Genomic DNA, 20,002 nt, shown 5'->3' with positions numbered 1-20,002 from the left:
ACCTGGTGCCGTTCTCCGGCGGCCGGTGCGTGATCAACTGTAGCGCACCGGCGCCGGGGACACCACGTCGGATCAGAGGAGGCCGAGACCGCGGACCGCCTCGCGCTCGTCCGACAGCTCCTTGACGGAGGCGTCGATGCGGGCGCGGGAGAACTCGTTGATGTCCAGGCCCTGGACGATCTCGTACTTGCCGTCCTTGCAGGTGACCGGGAAGGAGGAGATCAGGCCCTCCGGAACGCCGTAGGAACCGTCGGACGGGATGCCCATGGAGGTCCAGTCGCCCTCGGCGGTGCCGTTGACCCAGGTGTGCACGTGGTCGATGGCGGCGTTGGCGGCGGAGGCGGCCGAGGACGCGCCGCGGGCCTCGATGATGGCCGCGCCGCGCTTGGCGACGGTCGGGATGAAGTCGTCGGCCAGCCACTTCTCGTCGTCGACGACCTCGGCGGCGTTCTTGCCGGCGATCGTGGCGTGGAAGATGTCCGGGTACTGGGTGGCGGAGTGGTTGCCCCAGATGGTCAGGCGCTTGATGTCGGCGACCGTGGAGCCCGTCTTCTTCGCGAGCTGGGTCAGCGCGCGGTTGTGGTCGAGGCGGGTCATCGCGGTGAAGCGCTCGGCCGGGACGTCCGGGGCGGCGGCCTGGGCGATCAGGGCGTTGGTGTTGGCCGGGTTGCCGACGACGAGGACCTTGATGTCGTCCGCGGCGTGGTCGTTGATGGCCTTGCCCTGCGGCTTGAAGATGCCGCCGTTGGCCTCGAGGAGGTCACCGCGCTCCATGCCCTTGGTGCGCGGGCGGGCGCCGACGAGGAGGGCGACGTTGGCGCCGTCGAAGGCCACGTTCGGGTCGTCGGTGATCTCGATGCCCTGCAGGAGCGGGAACGCGCAGTCGTCCAGCTCCATCGCGGTGCCCTCGGCGGCCTTGAGCGCCGGAGTGATCTCCAGGAGGCGCAGCTTGACCGGCACGTCCGCGCCGAGCAGCTGGCCGGAGGCGATGCGGAAGAGCAGGGCGTAACCGATCTGGCCGGCCGCGCCGGTGACGGTGACGTTCACGGGAGTGCGGGTCATGGCGTTCTCCGTATGACAGCTGGCGGTGGGGCGTCCCTGCCCCGGGGTGCGGGATCCCGCTCCGGCTCGTGACCGGCCCGCCGTGATGATCGATCGCCGGTACGGATGGATCACCGACGGATGATCGATCTCTTGGCGTCAAGAGAGATCCAGCGGTCAGGCTATCGCGCCCGCGGTGTCCGGGACGTCCGGGTCGGTGTGGCCCGGCCCACAGACCCGCGTCCGGTCACCCGCAGGGGGCACGGGCCGCACGCCGGCCCGGACAGGAAGAGGCGGCCGCCTGTCCGGGAGAGGGAGGGACTGAGGCGACCGCCGTTCGGGGACCGTTGCCGGACTCCCGTGGGGGGATGTCTGTCGCGTGCCCGTGGGGGCGCCGGCCATGCCTGCGCCGGGAAGATTTTCTTCCATATCCTCGAGATCTCCACCGAACGGCCCAACGCCTCGCCGCGCGAGCCGCGGCCCGGCGCCCGTCGCGCCCGGCCCGACACGGTCGGCGAATCCCGGCGCGACCACGGCGAGGGGGTGCCTGTCGGGCGTCGGGGGATTCGCCGCCGGCGTCCCCGGACCGGGCCCGGGGGCCCGCCTCCGGGCGGACCGGGCCCCGGCGGGGCCGGCCCCTCAGCCCGTGCAGCCCTGGCCGCCCGCCGCCAGGGTCACGCACGCCTTGGCCTCGTCCGCGGTTCTCACCGCCACCATCGGGGTGTACGCGGCCGTGGCGCCAGCGTCGGTGATCCTGCCCGTCTGCTCGTTCTTGCCGCCCGCGCTGACGTGGACCTCGTCGCCCTGGCCGGCCTGGGTGACACGGGCCCACGCGGTGCCGCAGGTCTTGCTGTAGCGGACCTCGACGGACGCCGTGCCGACGGTGGCCTTCGCGGCGGTGGTCACCAGGTCGCCGCCGCAGCCCATGGTCTCGGGATCCTTGCCGGTGCACTGGTCGCCGCCGCACTTCACCCCGGGCGGCAGCTGGGTGCTGGTGCTCACGGTGGGCGACGGGGTCGGCTCGGCGCCCTCGTCCTCCTTGTCACCGCCGTTCAGGAGGAAGAACGCGCCGGCGGCCACGACCAGCACGCCGACGGCGCCCGCGACGAACATCCCCATCCGCTTGCCGCCCCCCGAGGCGCCGTTCCGCGCCCCGGAGCCGCCCTGCGGAGGCCGGCCGTACGCGTCCGCGGCCCCGCGCGCCTCCGGCACCGGCGCGGTGGCGGCCGGACCGCCCGCGTACGCCCCGGCTCCGGCCCCGGCGCCCGTGCGCGCCGCGCGCTCACCGGCCGGCGACGGCCCCCGGTATCCCGCGAGCCCCCACGAGTTGCCTTCGGAGGGCCCGCCGGAGGACATGACCGAGGGCTCGCCGGGCGCACCGCCGCCCCGGACCGGGCCGACGGCCGAGTCGGGGCTGTCGGCGGCCGTCGGCTGCGCGGGGACCGACGCCGGCGGCAACGTGGGCGCCACACCGCCCGGCCCGGCGATCCCCGGCTTGGCCGCCGCACCGCCGCCGTGCCGGCCCGACCTGCCGCTCCGGCCGTTCCCGGAGCCGGCCGCGGGCGTGCCCAGCTCACCGAGCGCGGCCCGCGCCTGCGAGATCCGGATGGCCTCCATGGTCATGTCATGGCGCATCTCCGAGCGGCTCCAGGCGCGCTCGGCCAGTTCCCACATGGTGGTCAGGTGGACGGGGTTGGTCCTCGTCACCTCCGCCAGGGCCACGATCGCGCCCTTGGGCGCGAGCAGCCTGCCGTTCAGGTAGCGCTCCCAGGACGTCTTGCTGTAGCCCGTGGCGTCGGCCAGCGACGCGATACCCAGCTCGCTGCGGTCCACGAGTCGGCGCAACTGGCCGACGAACTCCCTGATCTGTGGATCGAGTTCCTCGGGCAAGGCCTTCCAACGAGGCATCGCTTCCCCCCTCTTCCCCCGGTGACGTGCTGTTTCTTTCCCCGCTCGTTCCCCGTGGTCCTCGCGCGCGGCGTCCCGCGGCGGGCCCCCGGTTCTGGCTACCCACAGGGATGCGCCCGGTCAGGATCCCAGTTCCCGGGGTGGGGGCGCACAGGAGCACAGGAGGCCGCGAGCATGCACCGTCGCACGCTCGCTGGTCCGTGGTCCAGTGTCCCACCGGCGCTCCTGTGCACCGAACGGAACCCCTGCCGCCGCACGGAACGCCCCCGGCCGTGTACGGAACGCCCGGACCGACCCGTTCGACCACGCTAGCCCCGCCGTCGAACGGCTCGGGGGCACATCCGCGAACTTGTCGGCACTTCGGCACACGGAACGCACATGTGCGGTCACGCCGGGCACGAGGAGCCCGTCATTCACCCACTCCGTAGCGGAACGGTCACTTCCGTGCCACAGCGTCCCGCCAGGCGTTGAACAGGGCGTTCCGCCTGCAGGAGGGTGGGGCGCGACGGCGGCCCGTCCTCCCACGGGGGTGGAGGACGGGCCGCCGTACGCGGGCCGGTTACCGGCTGACCGTGAAGTGCAGGGCGTCCTTCAGGAACGGGATCTGCAGCACCGGGTCGGGCTGCGCCATCAGCGCCAGCAGGGCGATGGCGAGGCCGAGGACGGTGCAGGTGACGATGTCCGTGAAGCGCGAGCGCACCGCCAGCATGCCGACGTCGGGCAGCGCCCAGCGCAGCGCGGCGCCGACCAGCAGCGCGACACCGATCAGCAGCGTCCCCCAGCGGAACACGTCCAGCGCGGTCAGCAGCAGGCCGATCCCGACGAGGCCCACCACGGTGATCACCGGCCACTGCCGGGCGGGTGCCGGGGCGTCACGGGGCGCGGCCCGGCCGCCGCCCTCGGGGCGCGCGGTGTCCCGCGTGAAGAGGGGGAAGCGCCGGGTGACGCGCCGCGGCCTGCCGTCGGCGCCGGGCGCGCTGACGGGGTCCCGGACGATGAGCTCGTCCTCCGGGCGCTCGTCGGCGCCCCCGGTCCCCTTCCTCCCCTCGGCCGGCACCGCGCTGCGCCCCTCAGCCGGCACTGCGCTCCGCCGCCTCGACCACGTTGACGAGCAGCTGGGCCCTGGTCATCGGGCCGACGCCGCCGGGGTTGGGGGAGATCCAGGCGGCGACCTCGGCCACGTCCGGGTGGACGTCGCCGACGATCTTGCCCTCGGCGTTGCGGGAGACACCGACGTCGAGGACGGCCGCGCCGGGCTTGACGTCCTCGGCGCGCACCAGGTGCGGGGAGCCGGCCGCGGCGACGATGATGTCGGCGCGCTTGAGGTGGGCGGACAGGTCGCGGGTGCCGGTGTGGCACTGGGTCACGGTGGCGTTCTCGCTGCGCCGGGTGAGCAGCAGCGGCATCGGGCGGCCGATGGTGACGCCGCGGCCGACGACCACGACCTCGGCGCCCTTGATCTCCACGCCGTAGCGGCGCAGCAGGGTGAGGATGCCGTTGGGGGTGCAGGGCAGCGGGGCGGGCTCGTTGAGGACGAGGCGCCCGAGGTTCATCGGGTGGAGGCCGTCGGCGTCCTTGTCCGGGTCCATCAGTTCGAGGATGCGGTTCTCGTCGATGCCCTTGGGCAGCGGCAGCTGGACGATGTAGCCGGTGCAGGCCGGGTCCTCGTTCAGCTCGCGGACGACCGCCTCGATCTCCTCCTGGGTCGCCGTACCGGGCAGTTCACGCTGGATGGAGGCGATGCCGACCTGGGCGCAGTCGCGGTGCTTGCCCGCGACGTACTTCTGGCTGCCGGGGTCGTCGCCGACCAGGACGGTGCCGAGGCCGGGCGTGACGCCCTTCTCCTTCAGCGCCGCCACGCGGGCGGCCAGTTCGGACTTGATCGCGGCTGCGGTGGCCTTGCCATCGAGAATCTGGGCGGTCATGCCCCCATCCTCGCGGATGACCGGCCCCCTGTTCCAATCCGGCCGCATACCGGGCGACCGCGGCCCCCTCTCGTCACGTATCACCCGTTTCCGGCCAAGATCGTGATGTTGCACTTGCACAACACATACGGCCTGCGCCTGGACAAGGAAAGGAACGGTCAAGAACGATGAGGACACAGTGCCGCGGGCAGAACCGGGGGGACGGACCGCATCTGTAGAACTTCCTCCGCGCCGAGTCTCGCGTCGTCCCCGCACCTGAAGCGCAACGGAGGAAGAACCGCCATGAGTTTCGGCGACCCGAACAACCCCTATGGTGCCCCCCAGGGTCAGCCGCCCGCCTACGGCCACCCGCAGCAGCCCGGCCAGCCCGCCTACGGCCACCCGCAGCAGCCCGGCCAGCCCGCCTACGGCTACCCTGCGGCCCCGCCCATGCAGCCCTACGGCCAGCCCGCCCCGCCGGCGTTCATGCCCGGCAGCGTCAAGGCCGCGCGGGTGATGCTGTACGTACTCGGCGGCCTCCAGGCGCTCGGCGGCGTGCTGATGGTGGCCGCCAGTGCCTGGTTCGCGGACTACTTCGAGGACCTCCTCTCCGAGGAACCGAACGTCTCCGCCGAGGACGTGGACACCGCCGCCAGCATCGGCGTCGGCATCATGATCGCGCTCGGTGTCATCGTGCTGGCGTTCGCGTTCTGGGCGATCTTCACGGCCGCCAAGTTCTCCAAGGGCCGCGGCGGTGTGCGCGTCTCCGCCATCATCTACGCCTCGCTGGTCACGTTGTTCAGCGTCATCAGCCTGCTCGGCGCCAACATCTTCGCGCTGATCAGCCTGGTGCTCGGCATCCTGATCATCGTGTTCTGCGCCAACAAGAACGGCGGGTTCTGGTTCAACCGCCCGCAGTACTGAGCCGGTTCCGACCGCCGCGCGCCAGGGCCGTGTCCCACCCGCACGAGGGGGACACGGCCCTGGCGCGTCCGGGTCCACCGGATCGGACCGGCGTGCCCACGGAGTCCTCGTCCGTCGGCCCGGGACCGACGAGCGGGGCACACGGATCCGTCCGTCGGCCGGCGTCCGGGCCTTCGGCGTTCTCGCCCACGTCACGCCCATGGACGTGCTCCCGCTCCCCGGCGGCACCGTGGAGGCACGCGCCGACGCCGCGACGCGCTCCGCGCGGCGGCCGAGGAGGTCGTCGACGGTACGCCCGAGGAGCTGCGGCACCTCCTCGAGGCCGGCCGGTACGAGGTGGACAAGTGGGGGGCTGCGTCCGCCCGTCCCCGTGGACGGGCGGACGGGCCGTCAGTGGAAGAAGTGGCGCGTGCCGGTGAAGTACATCGTCACGCCCGCTTTCTTCGCGGCCTCGACGACCAGCTCGTCGCGGACCGAGCCGCCGGGCTGGACCACGGCCTTCACGCCGGCCTCGGTGAGGATCTCCAGGCCGTCGGGGAACGGGAAGAACGCGTCCGAGGCGGCGTAGGAACCGGCCGCGCGCTCGGCGCCCGCACGCTCCACCGCGAGCTTCGCGGAGTCGACGCGGTTGACCTGGCCCATGCCGACGCCGACCGAGGCGCCGTCCTTGGCGAGCAGGATCGCGTTGGACTTCACGGCCCGGCACGCCTTCCAGGCGAAGGCCAGCTCGGCCAGCTCCGCCCCGGACAGGGCCTCGCCGGTCGCGAGCGTCCAGGTGGCCGGGTCGTCCCCCTCGGCCTGGAGGCGGTCGGCGACCTGGAGGAGGGCGCCGCCGTCGATGGGCTTGACCTCGACCGGGGCGGCGGGGGCCTCGGGGGCGCGCAGCACGCGGATGTTCTTCTTCCTGGTGAGGGCTTCGAGGGCGCCGTCCTCGTAGTCCGGCGCGATGATGACCTCGGTGAAGATCTCCGCGACCTGCTCGGCCATCTCCTTGGACACCGGGCGGTTGACCGCGATCACGCCGCCGAACGCCGACAGCGGGTCGCAGGCGTGCGCCTTGCGGTGGGCCTCGGCGACGTCCGCGCCGACGGCGATGCCGCACGGGTTGGCGTGCTTGATGATCGCGACGCAGGGCTCGTCGTGGTCGTACGCGGCACGGCGGGCGGCGTCCGTGTCCGTGTAGTTGTTGTACGACATCTCCTTGCCGTGCAGCTGCTCGGCCTCGGCCAGGCCGCCGGTGCCCGCGGTGTAGAGGGCGGCGGGCTGGTGCGGGTTCTCGCCGTAGCGCAGGGTGTGCGCGCGGTCGTACGTGGCGCCGAGGAAGTCCGGGAAACCCGACTCGTCGACCGGCGCGTACTCGGAGGCGAACCAGGAGGCGACGGCGACGTCGTACGCGGCCGTGTGCCGGAACGCCTCGGCGGCCAGCCGCTTGCGGGCGGCGAGGTCGAAGCCGCCGTCGCGCACGGCGGCGAGGACGTCGCCGTACCGGGCCGGGCTGGTGACGACCGCGACGGACGGGTGGTTCTTGGCCGCGGCGCGGACCATGGACGGGCCGCCGATGTCGATCTGCTCGACGCACTCGTCGGGGGTGGCGCCCGAGGCGACGGTCTCGCGGAACGGGTACAGGTTCACCACGACCAGGTCGAACGGCTCCACGCCCAGCTCGCCGAGCTGCCGGCGGTGGCTCTCCAGGCGCAGGTCGGCGAGGATGCCCGCGTGCACCTTCGGGTGCAGGGTCTTGACCCGGCCGTCCAGGCACTCGGGGAAGCCGGTGAGGTCCTCGACCTTGGTGACGGGGACGCCGGCGGCGGAGATGCGGCCGGCGGTGGACCCGGTGGAGACGAGTTCGACGCCGGCCTCGTGGAGCCCGCGGGCGAGTTCCTCGAGCCCGGTCTTGTCGTAGACGCTCACGAGCGCGCGACGGATGGCCCGCTTGTTGCTCTCGGCGGTGGCGGTCACTGGATAACTACCTTTCGTCCCTCAATGCGATAGCCGTTGCGGGCGAGCCGCCCCACGACATCGACGAGCAGCCTTCGCTCGACTTCCTTGATGCGCTCGTGCAGAGCGCCCTCGTCGTCCTCGTCCCGGATCTCCACCACGCCCTGCGCGATGATCGGCCCGGTGTCGACGCCGTCGTCGACGAAGTGGACGGTGCAGCCGGTGACCCTGGCGCCGTACGCGAGCGCGTCCCGCACGCCGTGGGCCCCCGGGAAGCTGGGGAGGAGGGCGGGGTGGGTGTTGACGAACCGCCCGCCGAACCGCGCGAGGAACTCCCTCCCCACGATCTTCATGAACCCGGCCGAGACGACGAGGTCCGGCTGGTGGGCGGCGACGGCCTCGGCGAGCGCCGCGTCCCACTCCTCCCTCGTCCCGTAGTCCCCGACCTTCCGCACGAAGGTCGGCAGCCCGGCGCGCTCGGCGCGCGCGAGGCCCTCGATGCCGTCGCGGTCGGCGCCGACGGCCACGATCTCGGCTCCGTAGGCCTCGACGCCGGTGGCGGCGATCTCGTCGAGGAGCGCCTGCAGGTTGGTGCCGGATCCGGAGACCAGCACGACGAGGCGCTTGGCTCGCTGGGCCACGGGCTTGGCGGCCACGGTGGGGGCCTTTCTCGGGGGAGCGGGTCTGTGCGGTCGGCCCCCGCATTCGCCGGTTTGTGCAGTCCTACGAATGCTTCGCGCCCCGGGATACGGGGAAGTCTACGAAGCGGCCGACCGTCAGCAACGATACCGGCACACCGGGCGGCCCCCTCGGGACGGGGGCTCGGCCGACAGGTAGCGTCTGCGTGGAACCGGACGGGGAACGGGACCCGCGTGCCGCACGTTCACCGGTCGTGCCGCCTCGTTCGTGCCCTCCGTTCCGTTGCCGCCCGTTCGTTATCGCCAAGGGGAAGACGCTCACTTGATGCCGGACCGCAGCCTGCGACTGCTCACGCTCCCCCAGCAGTCGGCGCAGCCAGACCAGCGCAGCGCCGTGTTGCTGCGGGAACGTCCCTCCACGCCGTCCGACGCCTCCTCGGACCGGAAGAACGGCGGCGAGCAGGGCGGCGGCACCCCCCAGGACGACAACCCGTTCGCCCCGCCCCCGGAGGGCTCGCCGGACCGCCCCTGGCAGCCGCGGCACCCGTCGGGCGGCGACGGTCCGCAGGGTCCGCAGGGCGACGGCGGGCGCTCCCCGTGGGGCCGTCAGTGGAGCGACCGCCAGCCGGGCCGCTCCTCCGGCGGCTTCGGCGAGCGGCCCGGCGGTTCCGGCCCCGAGGACCCGGGCGGCGGCGGGGGCCCGCGCTGGGACCCGACGGACCCCGTCCAGCGACGCGCCCGCTACGCCCTGCTGTGCGGCATGTGGTCCCTGTTCTTCGCGCTCTTCACCTGGCAGTACGTGGCCCTGCTGCTCGGCGCCCTCGCCCTGTACTGGGGCATCAGCGCCCTGCGCGCCAAGCCCCGCACGGCCACCGACCCGGACGACCCGGCCCCGGCCGCTCCCCAGGACACCCGCCCCCAGCGGACCGCCGCGATCAGCGGCCTGGTCACGTCCTCCCTGGCCGTCCTCTTCGTCGCCGCGTCCTTCACCGCGCAGCTGGTCTACAGCGACTACTACACCTGCCAGAACGACGCCCTGACCCAAGAGGCGAAGCAGACCTGCGACAAACTGCTCCCGGAACACCTGCGCGACGTCCTGGGCACGGAGGACTGACCGTCCTCACCGGCCCGTCCGGCGCTCGAGGACGAGGCCGTCCGGGCCGGGGCGGGGGCCGGGACGGCAGCTCCCGGGGACGGGAAGGGGCGGCGGGGGCGGGAGGAGCCCTGCTCGACGGAGAGCACGGGCCACCCGCCGGTCAGGGCCTCCGGGGCGGCTCCCCCGGAGCGTCGGCGGGCAGCAGATCGTACGCCTCCCCGCCCCCGGACGACCGCCCCGCACCACGCCCCCACCAGCCCCCCACCGAGGGCACCCGCACCCGCACCCGTCTCCACCACCGCCCCCCACCGACACCGGGACGGGCGCCCGCCCCGGCCCCTCGGCGCAGCCACCACCGCCCCGCCACCGCCACCGGCGCGGCCACCACCCCCGCCCACGCCGCCATCGCGCCCCCGGCCTGCCACCACACCGGCCCGAACCGCGCCAGCCCCGCGCCCCCGAGCGGCCCACCCGCCCACGCGGCCAGCAGGGCGACCGCCGCCCCGCACAGGAGCGCGGCCACCCAGGCCGCGACAACGGTCCGCCGCACGGTCCACGGCTCGCCGGCACCACCGTCGTCCGCGCCCCCGCCGCCCTCCCTGGCCCTCTCCCGGCCCGCCCCCGTCGTGGCGAACCCCACCGTCACGAACTGCGTCGTGGCGAACCCCGCCGGCCCGCCCCCCGCCGCGGCGACCCGCGCCGTGAACCACCCCACCGCCGCCCCCGCCGCCAGCGGCACCACCCCCACCGCCCAGTGCAGCGGCGTCCCGGCCCCCGCCTCCGGAACCGCCGCCAGCAGCGGGAACGGCGGCAGCAGCGGAGCCGGCGCGGGGGACAGGGGCCCCACCACGTGCCCGGCGCCGAGCACGAAGCCCGGCCCGAGGCCGTACACCGCGGCCCAGACGGCCGCGTTCGGCACCAGCGCCAGACAGAGCAGCAGCACGGCGAACTGCCCCGACCACCCCTCGCTCAGCCGCAGGAACGCCCCGCGTGCGGCGCCGCCGTGCCACACCAGCGAGAGTGCGAGCAGCAGCGCCCCGCCCCCGACGAGCGTCGTCACCCCCGCGGCCGCGGCGCGCGTCGCGACGCCCAGGCGGGCGTCCGGTTCCACGAGCAGGTCCCGCAGGTTCCGGGGCAGCACGCGCAGCGCCCGCCCCACCGGCCCGCCGGGGCGGCCGAACGCCGTCCAGGCGCCCGCGCCCGCCGCCGCCATGGCGACCAGCGGCAGGCACACCGCGGCCCGGCCCGGGGAGGGCCGCAGTCCGCCGCCCGCCGCGTACAGCACGACGGGCGCGGCGACGGAGAGGTAGCCCACGACGACCCCCGCCCAGGCGAGGCGCGCGGAGAGGGGGTGCGGCCCGTCGTCCCGCCCCCCGGCGCCGCCCAGGCGCACGCCGACACCCGCCTTCGCGCCCGCTCCCACGGCCACCCCCACGCCGTCGCCGGGGTCCGTGGCGTCCCGCGCCGCCCGGTGCACCAGCCACACGGGCGGCACGAGCAGCAGCAGCGGGGTGACGCCCATGGGCGCGGGGACGCCGGAGAGCGTGTCGGTGCGGATCAGCTCGGCACCGTGCGCCAGCACCCACAGCGCCGCGGCGACGTGCAGGGCGTCGCCGGGCCCGCGGTCGGGGTACGGCGAGCTGATCCACACCACCGTCACCAGCACCGCGATCGAGGCCACCCCCAGGGCCGCCGCGAACACGCCGCCCAGGAGACCGGCGGCCATCCCGGGCGCCCGGTCGTGCCACCGGGTGCGGAGCAGGGACAACGGGGCTCGGCGAGCGGTCGTCTGGATCACGCCCGCCATGCTCCCAACGACACGCGCTTTCGTGATGTAACAGGCGAAGCGCCGTTGTGTCGCTCAATATACGTTTATGTACTTTTTCGTACGAAGGGGTGTCCTGTGAAGAGGAGCCCCACGATCCCGCTCCCCCCTCCCGCGGCGCGCCGACAGCTGCGCGAGGCCGCCGCACTGACGCGGGATCAGCTCGCCGCGCGGGTGGGCGTCCCGCGCGAGACGGTCGACGCGTGGGAGGACGGCCGCGAGACTCCGCGCGGCCGCAGGGGGAAGGCGTACGCGAAGCTGCTGGGCGCCCTGGCCGGTGAGGCGGCCCGGCAGCCGGAGCCCGGACCGGCGGGGGCGGCGCAGCCGCCCGCGCTGACGCCCGCTCAGGCCTTCGACGCGCTGTACGAGTTCGGCGCCCCCGCTCTCGTCCGCCAGACGTACCTGCTGACCGGACGCCGCGAGCTGGCGCGCGAGGCGGTGGAGCGGGCCTTCCAACTCGCCTGGGAGCACTGGCCCGAGGTGGCCCGTGACCGGGACCCGGTGGGCTGGGTGCGGGCGACGGCGCACGCGTACGCCCTCTCGCCCTGGCACCGGTTCCGGCCGCGGCACCGGCAGCCGGAGCCGCCGCCCGCCGATCCCGGCGACCGCACCCTGCTGGACGTCCTGCTGAGGCTCCCCCCGCCGCGCCGCCGCACGCTCCTGCTGTACGACGGCGTCGGCCTCGGCCTGCCCGAGACGGCCGCGGAGACGGAGGCGAGCACCCCGGCGGCGGCCGGCCGGCTGCTGCGCGCCCGTGAGGCCGTCGCGGACCGGCTGCCCGAGCTGGGCGACCCGCAGGTGCTGCACCGGCGGCTGGCCGAGCTGGCGTCCACCGAGCGCCTGCGGGCGTCCCGGCCGCCGACGGTGCGGGCGGGCGGCGAACGCCGGGCGCGGCTGTGGACGCGGGCGGCGATCGCCTTCACGGCCGCCCTGATCGGGACCACGGCCCTGACGCTGCGCACGGCTCCCACGCACTACGAACCGTCCGTTCCCCCGGGGCGGGCGGTGCGCGGCGTGCCGCCCCGGGTGGCGCCGGGCGCGCTGTCGGACAGGGAGCTGGAGCTGCGCCAGAAGCTGCGGGACCAGGTGCAGGACGGGCCGGAGAGGCTGGTGCCCCGGCCGGGGTGAGACCGGCCGGAACGCCGAGTGGGCCCGCCCCCGTGCGGGGGCGGGCCCACTCGTGCGGGGCGGGTCGCTCAGCCGGCGAGGATCTCGCGGGCGAGCTTGGCCGTCTCGGTCGGCGTCTTGCCGACCTTGACGCCGGCGGCCTCCAGGGCCTCCTTCTTGGCCTGTGCGGTGCCGGAAGAACCGGAGACGATGGCGCCGGCGTGGCCCATGGTCTTGCCCTCGGGCGCGGTGAAGCCCGCGACGTAGCCGACGACCGGCTTGGTCACGTTCTTCGCGATGAAGTCCGCGGCCCGCTCCTCGGCGTCGCCGCCGATCTCGCCGATCATGACGATCAGGTCGGTCTCGGGGTCGGCCTCGAACGCGGCGAGCGCGTCGATGTGCGTGGTGCCGATGATCGGGTCGCCACCGATGCCGACGGCGGTGGAGAAGCCGATGTCACGCAGCTCGTACATCATCTGGTACGTCAGCGTGCCGGACTTCGAGACCAGGCCGATGCGGCCCGGCTTGGTGATGTCGCCCGGGATGATGCCGACGTTCGACTGGCCCGGGGTGATGATGCCGGGGCAGTTCGGGCCGATGATCCGGGTCTTGTTGCCCTTCTTGCCGGCGTACGCCCAGAAGGCGGCCGAGTCGTGCACGGCGATGCCCTCGGTGATCACGACGGCCAGCGGGATCTCGGCGTCGATGGCCTCGACGACCGCGTCCTTCGTGAACTTCTCCGGCACGAAGATGACGGAGACGTCGGCGCCGGTCTTCTCGATGGCCTCCTTGACGGTGCCGAAGACCGGTACCTCGGTGCCGTCGAAGTCCACGGACTGACCCGCCTTGCGCGGGTTGACGCCGCCCACGACGTTGGTGCCGTCGCCGAGCATGAGCTTGGTGTGCTTCATGCCGGTGGCGCCGGTCATGCCCTGGACGATGACCTTGCTGTCCTTGTTGAGCCAGATAGCCATGGTGTGTTGGTGTCCTCGTCCTGAGTGCTTACTTGGCGGCGTGGGCCAGCTCGGCGGCCTTGTCGGCCGCGCCGTCCATGGTGTCGACGCGCTGGACCAGCGGGTGGTCGGCGTCGGTGAGGATCTTGCGGCCCAGCTCGGCGTTGTTGCCGTCGAGGCGGACGACGAGCGGCTTCTCGACCTTCTCGCCGCGGTCCTCCAGGAGCTTCAGCGCCTGGACGATGCCGTTGGCGACCTCGTCGCAGGCGGTGATGCCGCCGAAGACGTTGACGAAGACGGACTTGACGTCCGGGTCGCCGAGGATGATCTCCAGGCCGTTCGCCATGACCTGGGCGGAGGCACCGCCGCCGATGTCCAGGAAGTTGGCGGGCTTCACGTTGCCGTGCTTCTCACCGGCGTACGCGACGACGTCCAGGGTGCTCATGACGAGACCCGCGCCGTTGCCGATGATGCCGACCTGGCCGTCGAGCTTGACGTAGTTGAGGTTCTTCTCCTTGGCGGCGGCCTCGAGCGGGTTGGCCGCGGCCTTGTCGTGGAGGGCCTCGAAGTCGGGGTGACGGAACTCGGCGTTGTCGTCGAGCGACACCTTGCCGTCCAGGGCGATGACGTCACCGGAGGCGACCTTGGCCAGCGGGTTGACCTCGACCAGGAGGGCGTCCTCCTTGATGAAGGTGTCCCACAGCTTGACCAGGACGTCGGCGACCTTGTCGGCGACCTCGGCCGGGAACTTCGCGGCCGCGACGATCTCGCGCGCCTTCTCGGGCGTCACACCGTCGATCGCGTCGATCGGGGTCTTGGCGACGGCCTCCGGACGGGTGGCGGCCACCTCCTCGATCTCCATGCCGCCCTCGACGGAGGCGATGGAGAGGAACGTGCGGTTGGCACGGTCGAGGAGGAAGGAGACGTAGTACTCCTCGACGATCTCCGGGGCGGTCTCGGCGATCATCACCTTGTGGACCGTGTGGCCCTTGATGTCCATGCCGAGGATGTCCGTCGCGCGGGCGACGGCCTCGTCCGGGGTGGCGGCCAGCTTCACGCCACCGGCCTTGCCGCGGCCACCGACCTTCACCTGAGCCTTGACGACGGACTTGCCGCCCAGACGCTCGGTGATCTCGCGCGCCGCCTCAGGCGTGTCGATGACTTCACCGGCCAGCACCGGTACATCGTGCTTGGCGAAGAGGTCCCTCGCCTGGTACTCGAACAGGTCCACGCGCTTCCGTCCCTATCAGTGATCTCGCGGTTCGTTGGATGCGTGGGCGTGCCGCGAAGGGCAACGTGACGTCCGCTGTGTCACAAGGGGGGCGCACACGGTGACCGAGCGCGCGGCATGTCCGTCTCGCAGGTTATCGCCGCATGCGGGGGGTCTCTAAATCGCGGGTCACACCTGAGCGGTGATACCTGTCACATGATGCCGCCCTCACTGGCACGGGGTGCCGGATGTGAGGGGTGCGGGGAGGGGGACGGAGGGCGGGGCGCCGCGCGGCGGGCACGGGCCGGGCGGGCGGGCGGTGGGCGCTGAGGGACCTCACCGGGCCGGGGCCGGCCCGGTGAGGTCCGTCGCGCTCCTCCGGAACGGCGTCCAGGACCCCGCCGACGGCACTCCCCCGGCCGCCCGCGCCCGCTCCCCGCAGAGCGGACCGAGCACGCACACTCCGCCCGCCGGCAGCGCCGGGCGCAGCGCACGCCACCCGGCCGCCGTGCACGTCACGCGCGGGGCGGCACCGGGCAGGACTGCTGACGAGATCGAGGGGAGCTTCCTCCCGCGCGGCGGAACGGACGCGCGATCCCCGCGCGGGACTCCGGAGGGTGCGCAAGCCCTCCGTCACCGATGGGGGGCGATGTCCGTTCCGCTGCGCGGGAAAGGGCCACCGCACGTCGCCGCGCCGTCATCCGGCGTCGGGCACCGGCAAGGGCCGCTTCTCGAGCGCCGCCGCCATCACCTCCGGGAAGAGATCCGGCGTGCAGGCGAAGGCCGGTGTGTCCAGTGCGGCCAGCGCCGCCGCGTGCTCCCGGTCGTACGCGGGCGCCCCCTCGTCGGACAGGGCCAGCAGTGTCACGAACTGCACCCCCGCCGCCTTCATCGCCGCGACGCGCTTGAGCATCTCGTCGCGTATGCCTCCCTCGTACAGGTCGCTGATCAGCACGACCACCGTCTCCGAGGGCCGGGTGATCTGCGACTGGCAGTAGGCCAGCGCCCGGTTGATGTCCGTCCCGCCGCCCAGTTGCACGCCGAAGAGCACGTCCACCGGATCGTCGAGCCGGTCGGTGAGGTCGGCGACCGCCGTGTCGAAGACGACCAGCCGGGTGTCGATCGACCGCATGGAGGCCAGTACCGCCCCGAACACGGAGGCGTGGACGACGGACGCCGCCATCGATCCCGACTGGTCGATGCAGAGGACGACCTCCTTCTTCACCGAGCGCGACGCCCGCCCGTAGCCGATGAGCCGCTCCGGCACCACCGTCCGGTGCTCGGGCAGGTAGTGCTTGAGGTTCGCGGCGATCGTGCGGTTCCAGTCGATGTCGTGGTGGCGGGGCCGGCCGACCCGCGCGCTGCGGTCGAGAGCGCCGGTGAGGGCGGCCCGGGTGCGGGTGGCGAGCCGCTTCTCCAGGTCCTCGACGACCTTGCGGACGACGGCCCGCGCCGTCTCCTTCGTCGTCTCCGGCATCGCCTCGTGGAGGGACAGCAGCGTGCCGACGAGGTGGACGTCGGCCTCCACGGCCTGGAGCATCTCCGGCTCCAGCAGCAGGGAGGCGAGGCCCAGCCGGTCGATGGCGTCCCGCTGCATGACCTGCACGACGGAGGACGGGAAGTAGGTCCGGATGTCCCCCAGCCAGCGCGCCACGGACGGCGCCGAGGCGCCGAGCCCCGCCGAGCGGTCCCGCCGCTTCCCCGGCCCGCCGCTCTTCCCGTAGAGCGCGGTGAGCGCCCCGTCCATCGCGGCGTCCCGTCCGGACAGCGCGCATCCGGTGCCGTCGGCCGTGTCACCGCCGAGCACGAGCCGCCACCGCCGCAGCCGCTCCTGCGCCGGGTCCGTCCGCATGTCCTCGGTCGTCACGCGTCCACCCCCACGAGATCGTCGTCCTCCGCGTCCGGCCCGAGCAGGAGGCGGACCACCGGCAGCACGGCGTCCGCGCGCGCGGTGTCGGACCCCGCGCCGAAGCCGGGTACGGCCGAGCCGGCCGCCGTCACGGCGCCGCGCCCCTCCGGTCCGCGCCGGACCAGCTCACCGAGGGTGCGGCGCACCCCTGGTTCGTAGGCCGAGAAGGTGCGTCGCAGCAGCGGCAGCACGTCCGTGAACGCGCCCGCCGGTACGCCGGTCAGCCAGGCGTCGACCAGGGCGAGCAGCCGCTCGTCGTGGACGAGGAGCATCCCGCCCCCGGATCCGCCTCCGACGAAGCCCTCGATCCAGGCCGCCGCGTCCGCCGGCGGTGTGCCCGGTGAGAGGACGAGCGCCATGAGCCGCGCCGTCTCGTCCGCCGCGAGCGCGCCGTCGTCCAGCAGGAGCCGCACGGCGCGGCCCCGGACGACGCCGGCCACGGTGTCCCGCACGGACAGCGTCCGCAGCACCGCCTGCCAGCGGGGCCGCAGGCCGCCGTGGCCGGGCGCGGGGTCGTCGCCGAGCAGGCCCACCGCCCCGTGCACGGCGTCCACGTGCCGCCGCATCTCCTCGGCGGCGTCGGCGTCCAGCGCGGCGCAGGCCGCGGGGAGGCCGACGAAGACCCGCTCGGCGAGCCCCGCGGCGACCGTGGCCAGCGCGCCGGTGTCGGTGCCGCGCACGTCGCCGTAGCGCAGCGCGCGGACGAGGGCGGGCAGGGCCTGGGCGAGGTGGCCGACGTCCGTGTCGAGCGCCGCCCGGTCGGTGAGGACCCGCATGACCGTGGGGAGCGCGTCCGGCAGTCCGGCCGGCAGACAGCGTTCGGCGAGCGCGGTGACCTCGGCGAGTCTCCGGGCGGCGAGGGCGTCCGCCTCGGCCTTGGCGGTAGCGGCGGCGAGCACGGTCGTGCCCCACACCCCGGCCTCGGCGATCCGCACGGACAGCTCGGGCTCCCACCGCAGCCGCCAGGTCTCCCGGAACGTGCCCGTGCCGCCCCGCGAGCCGGCCGGCTCCCCCCATCCAATGCCGAGCAGCCGCAGCCGGTGCAGCAGTCTGCTGCGGCCCGCGTCGGTCTCCTTGCGCAGGTCGAGCCCCAGCTCCCGCTCCCGTGCCTCCGGTCTGAGCCGCAGCCGCCGCTGGATCCGCGCGAGGTCGCGCTGCAACGGCACCGCGGGCGCCCCCGCCGGCACCTCACCCAGCACGTCCCCGACGACCAGCCGGTCGTGCACCAGGGCCAGCGGCACGTCCGAGCCCCCGCACATCACCGCCCGTACGGCGTCCGTCGTCTCGCTCAGACCGGGCAGCGGCCGGCCGCGCACCGCCGCGAGGGTCTCGGCCAGCCGCACCGCCTCGATGACGTGGGCCGGGGAGACGGCCTGGTCCTCCTCCCGCAGCAGCCCGGCCACCTCGGCCAGCCAGCGTTCGACGGGCCGGTCCGGGGTGCGGAACAGGTGCCCGTACCAGCCGGGCGAGTCGATGCCCGCCCCGTATCCGCCGGCCCGGGAGAGCCTGCGGTGGGTCCAGGGCACCCAGGTCATGTCCACCTTGGTCCTGGGCAGCCCCTTCAGCAGGGCCCGGTCGGCGGCGACGGTGACCCTGCGGCGCAGCGCGGGCACGTGCCAGGCCCCGCACACCACGGCCACGCCCGCCCCGGACTCGCGCTGCGCGGCCCGCACCCGCAGGCGCATGTACGCCTCCCGGACGAGGTCCCGGTCGCGTCCGCCGTCCTCCTCCGTCTCCCGCAGCGCCCCCATGGCCTCTTCCAGCGCGGTGAACGGCGCGAGCGCGTCCCCCTCTCCGCCGCCCCGGTGCTCGACGACGTCCTCCCACCACCGCTCCGGTTCGTCGTGGCCTGCGGCCCGGGCGAGCGCGGCCAGCGGATCGGCCCGCACGCCGGAGCCGGCGTCCGGCTCGTGCTCCTCCTCCCCCGGGCCCGTGTCCGTCATCGCGCTCCCGGGGGCGTCCCACGCCAGCGTGTGCGCGGCCGGGAGGTCGATGAAGCGGGCCGGTACGTCGTGTTCCAGGGCCCAGCGGACGGCCACCCACTCCGGGGAGAACTCGGCCAGCGGCCAGAACACCGAGCGGCCGGGTTCGTCCACGGCGTGGGCGAGCAGGGCTACCGGCGGCCGCATGTCCTCGTCGGCGGCGAGCGGGAGGAGGGCGTCGGCCTCGGGCGGGCCCTCGATCAGCACGACCCCCGGCCGGGTCGCCTCCAGCGCCGCCCGGACCGCCCGTGCCGACCCGGGCCCGTGATGACGCACGCCGAGCAGCAGCGGCCCGTCCCCGGGCTCCCTCCCGGCCTCCCCGTCAGTGCCCCTCACGCCGTCCCCTCCGCCTCCGGGACCAGGTCGAGTCCCCGTCGTCCCCCCTCGGGCCGGTGACCGGAAGGACCGCCCGCGACCGCGTCCGCACGCCGTTCACGCGCTCACCTCCCGGCAGGCGCGGTAGAAGTCCTTCCAGCCGTCGCGCTCGCGGACGACGGTCTCCAGGTACTCCTGCCAGACGACGCGGTCGGCGGCCGGGTCCCGGACGACGGCGCCGAGGACGCCGGCGGCGACGTCGTCGGAGCGCAGCACTCCGTCCCCGAAGTGGGCGGCCAGCGCGAGGCCGCCGGTGACGACGGAGATGGCCTCGGCCGTCGACAGGGTGCCGCTGGGCGACTTCAGTTTCGTGCGCCCGTCGGCCGTCACCCCGTCGCGCAGCTCGCGGAAGACGGTGACGACCCGCCGGATCTCGTCGACGCCGTCGGGCACGGCCGGCAGATCGAGGGACCGGCCGATCTGGTCGACGCGGCGCGTGACGATGTCGACCTCCGCCTCGGTGCTCCCGGGCAGCGGCAGCACCACCGTGTTGAAGCGGCGGCGCAGCGCGCTGGAGAGGTCGTTGACCCCGCGGTCGCGGTCGTTGGCGGTGGCGATCAGGTTGAAGCCGCGGACCGCCTGCACCTCCTGGCCCAGCTCCGGTATCGGCAGCGTCTTCTCCGACAGGATGGTGATGAGCGTGTCCTGCACGTCGGCCGGGATGCGGGTCAGTTCCTCCACGCGGACGGTCGCCCCCTCGGCCATGGCCCGCATGACCGGGCTGGGCACCAGGGCGTCGCGGCCGGGGCCGTGGGCGAGCAGCCGCGCGTAGTTCCAGCCGTAGCGGATGGCCTCCTCGGGGGTGCCGGCGGTGCCCTGCACCAGCAGGGTCGAATCGCCGCTGACGGCGGCGGCGAGGTGCTCGGACACCCACGTCTTCGCCGTCCCGGGCACGCCCAGCAGGAGCAGCGCGCGGTCGGTGGCCAGGGTGGCGACGGCGACCTCGACGATGCGGCGCGGTCCCACGTACTTCGGAGTGATCACCGTGCCGTCGGGCAGCGTGCCGCCGAGCAGGTACGTGACGACGGCCCACGGCGACAGCTTCCAGCGGGCCGGGCGCGGGCGGTCGTCCTGCGCCGCCAGGGCGGCGAGTTCGGCCGCGAAGGCGTGCTCGGCGTGCGGCCGCAACGCCTCCGCGACGGTCCCGTCCCGGGGCGGATCGACGGACGTCTGTTCTGCGGACACAGTCATG

Annotated in this window: 15 protein-coding genes; 3 read left to right on the top strand and 12 right to left on the bottom strand. The window is 74.3% G+C overall.

Going from position 1 to position 20,002, the window contains the following annotated elements; all coding sequences use genetic code 11:
* Positions 1-72: 72 nt before the first annotated feature.
* The 4 genes from ACZ4V6_RS19230 to ACZ4V6_RS19215 all read right to left on the bottom strand — a co-directional run bounded on the left by ACZ4V6_RS19230 (position 73) and on the right by ACZ4V6_RS19215 (position 4,874).
* Complete coding sequence (locus tag ACZ4V6_RS19230; protein ID WP_467828648.1) at positions 73-1,062, bottom strand: malate dehydrogenase; 990 nt, start codon at positions 1,060-1,062, stop codon at positions 73-75.
* A gap of 618 nt (positions 1,063-1,680) precedes the next feature.
* Entirely contained in the window at positions 1,681-2,949 is a 1,269-nt protein-coding gene (locus ACZ4V6_RS19225) for an XRE family transcriptional regulator (RefSeq protein WP_467828645.1), read from the bottom strand.
* A 559-nt stretch (positions 2,950-3,508) separates the two neighbouring features.
* Positions 3,509-4,006, bottom strand: a complete 498-nt coding sequence (locus tag ACZ4V6_RS19220) for a DUF3017 domain-containing protein (RefSeq protein WP_467828983.1) — start codon at positions 4,004-4,006, stop codon at positions 3,509-3,511.
* A 13-nt stretch (positions 4,007-4,019) separates the two neighbouring features.
* Positions 4,020-4,874, bottom strand: coding sequence for a bifunctional methylenetetrahydrofolate dehydrogenase/methenyltetrahydrofolate cyclohydrolase (locus ACZ4V6_RS19215; RefSeq protein WP_077800383.1), 855 nt, complete (start codon positions 4,872-4,874; stop codon positions 4,020-4,022).
* A gap of 282 nt (positions 4,875-5,156) precedes the next feature.
* Here ACZ4V6_RS19215 and ACZ4V6_RS19210 point away from each other — a divergent pair, with 282 nt between their 5' ends.
* Positions 5,157-5,777, top strand: a complete 621-nt coding sequence (locus tag ACZ4V6_RS19210; protein ID WP_467828642.1) for a tetraspanin family protein — start codon at positions 5,157-5,159, stop codon at positions 5,775-5,777.
* 390 nt (positions 5,778-6,167) lie between these two features.
* Here the strand turns inward: ACZ4V6_RS19210 and purH are convergent, their stop codons facing one another.
* Both purH and purN read right to left on the bottom strand, forming a co-directional pair.
* Positions 6,168-7,736 (bottom strand): bifunctional phosphoribosylaminoimidazolecarboxamide formyltransferase/IMP cyclohydrolase, encoded by a 1,569-nt coding sequence (purH, locus tag ACZ4V6_RS19205; protein WP_467828639.1) that lies wholly within the window; start codon positions 7,734-7,736, stop codon positions 6,168-6,170.
* Entirely contained in the window at positions 7,733-8,371 is a 639-nt protein-coding gene (gene purN, locus ACZ4V6_RS19200) for a phosphoribosylglycinamide formyltransferase (protein ID WP_467828636.1), read from the bottom strand. The genes purH and purN overlap by 4 nt, the downstream gene beginning before the upstream one ends.
* Before the next feature lie 307 nt (positions 8,372-8,678).
* Here purN and ACZ4V6_RS19195 point away from each other — a divergent pair, with 307 nt between their 5' ends.
* Positions 8,679-9,467, top strand: a complete 789-nt coding sequence (locus tag ACZ4V6_RS19195) for a hypothetical protein (protein WP_467828633.1) — start codon at positions 8,679-8,681, stop codon at positions 9,465-9,467.
* Positions 9,468-9,609: 142 nt separating this feature from the next.
* Here ACZ4V6_RS19195 and ACZ4V6_RS19190 read toward each other — a convergent pair whose 3' ends face one another.
* A complete protein-coding gene (locus tag ACZ4V6_RS19190) occupies positions 9,610-11,256 on the bottom strand; it encodes a cell division protein PerM (protein ID WP_467828630.1) in 1,647 nt (548 codons plus the stop codon).
* Positions 11,257-11,352: 96 nt separating this feature from the next.
* Between ACZ4V6_RS19190 and ACZ4V6_RS19185 the strand changes: the two genes are divergently transcribed.
* Positions 11,353-12,402, top strand: coding sequence for a helix-turn-helix domain-containing protein (locus tag ACZ4V6_RS19185; RefSeq protein WP_467828628.1), 1,050 nt, complete (start codon positions 11,353-11,355; stop codon positions 12,400-12,402).
* A gap of 68 nt (positions 12,403-12,470) precedes the next feature.
* On the opposite strand, the gene sucD is transcribed toward ACZ4V6_RS19185, so the two are convergent.
* The 5 genes from sucD to ACZ4V6_RS19160 form a co-directional block, all read right to left on the bottom strand.
* Positions 12,471-13,355 (bottom strand): succinate--CoA ligase subunit alpha, encoded by an 885-nt coding sequence (gene sucD / locus ACZ4V6_RS19180; protein WP_467828625.1) that lies wholly within the window; start codon positions 13,353-13,355, stop codon positions 12,471-12,473.
* 28 nt (positions 13,356-13,383) lie between these two features.
* The gene (sucC, locus tag ACZ4V6_RS19175) at positions 13,384-14,565 is read right to left on the bottom strand and encodes an ADP-forming succinate--CoA ligase subunit beta (protein ID WP_467828623.1); all 1,182 of its coding nucleotides are present in this window, start codon (positions 14,563-14,565) and stop codon (positions 13,384-13,386) included.
* A 676-nt stretch (positions 14,566-15,241) separates the two neighbouring features.
* Positions 15,242-16,396: a VWA domain-containing protein gene (locus tag ACZ4V6_RS19170; RefSeq protein WP_467828981.1), complete on the bottom strand. Its 1,155-nt coding sequence runs from the start codon at positions 16,394-16,396 to the stop codon at positions 15,242-15,244.
* 11 nt (positions 16,397-16,407) lie between these two features.
* Positions 16,408-18,771 (bottom strand): DUF5682 family protein, encoded by a 2,364-nt coding sequence (locus ACZ4V6_RS19165; RefSeq protein ID WP_467828620.1) that lies wholly within the window; start codon positions 18,769-18,771, stop codon positions 16,408-16,410.
* Between the two features lie 96 nt (positions 18,772-18,867).
* Positions 18,868-20,001 (bottom strand): ATP-binding protein, encoded by a 1,134-nt coding sequence (locus ACZ4V6_RS19160; RefSeq protein ID WP_467828618.1) that lies wholly within the window; start codon positions 19,999-20,001, stop codon positions 18,868-18,870.
* Position 20,002: the final 1 nt, after the last annotated feature.

Source organism: Streptomyces sp. NPDC029152 (genome assembly GCF_055564355.1).
Note: the sequence above shows the minus strand (reverse complement) of the source record. Positions and strands in the feature narration are given on the sequence as shown.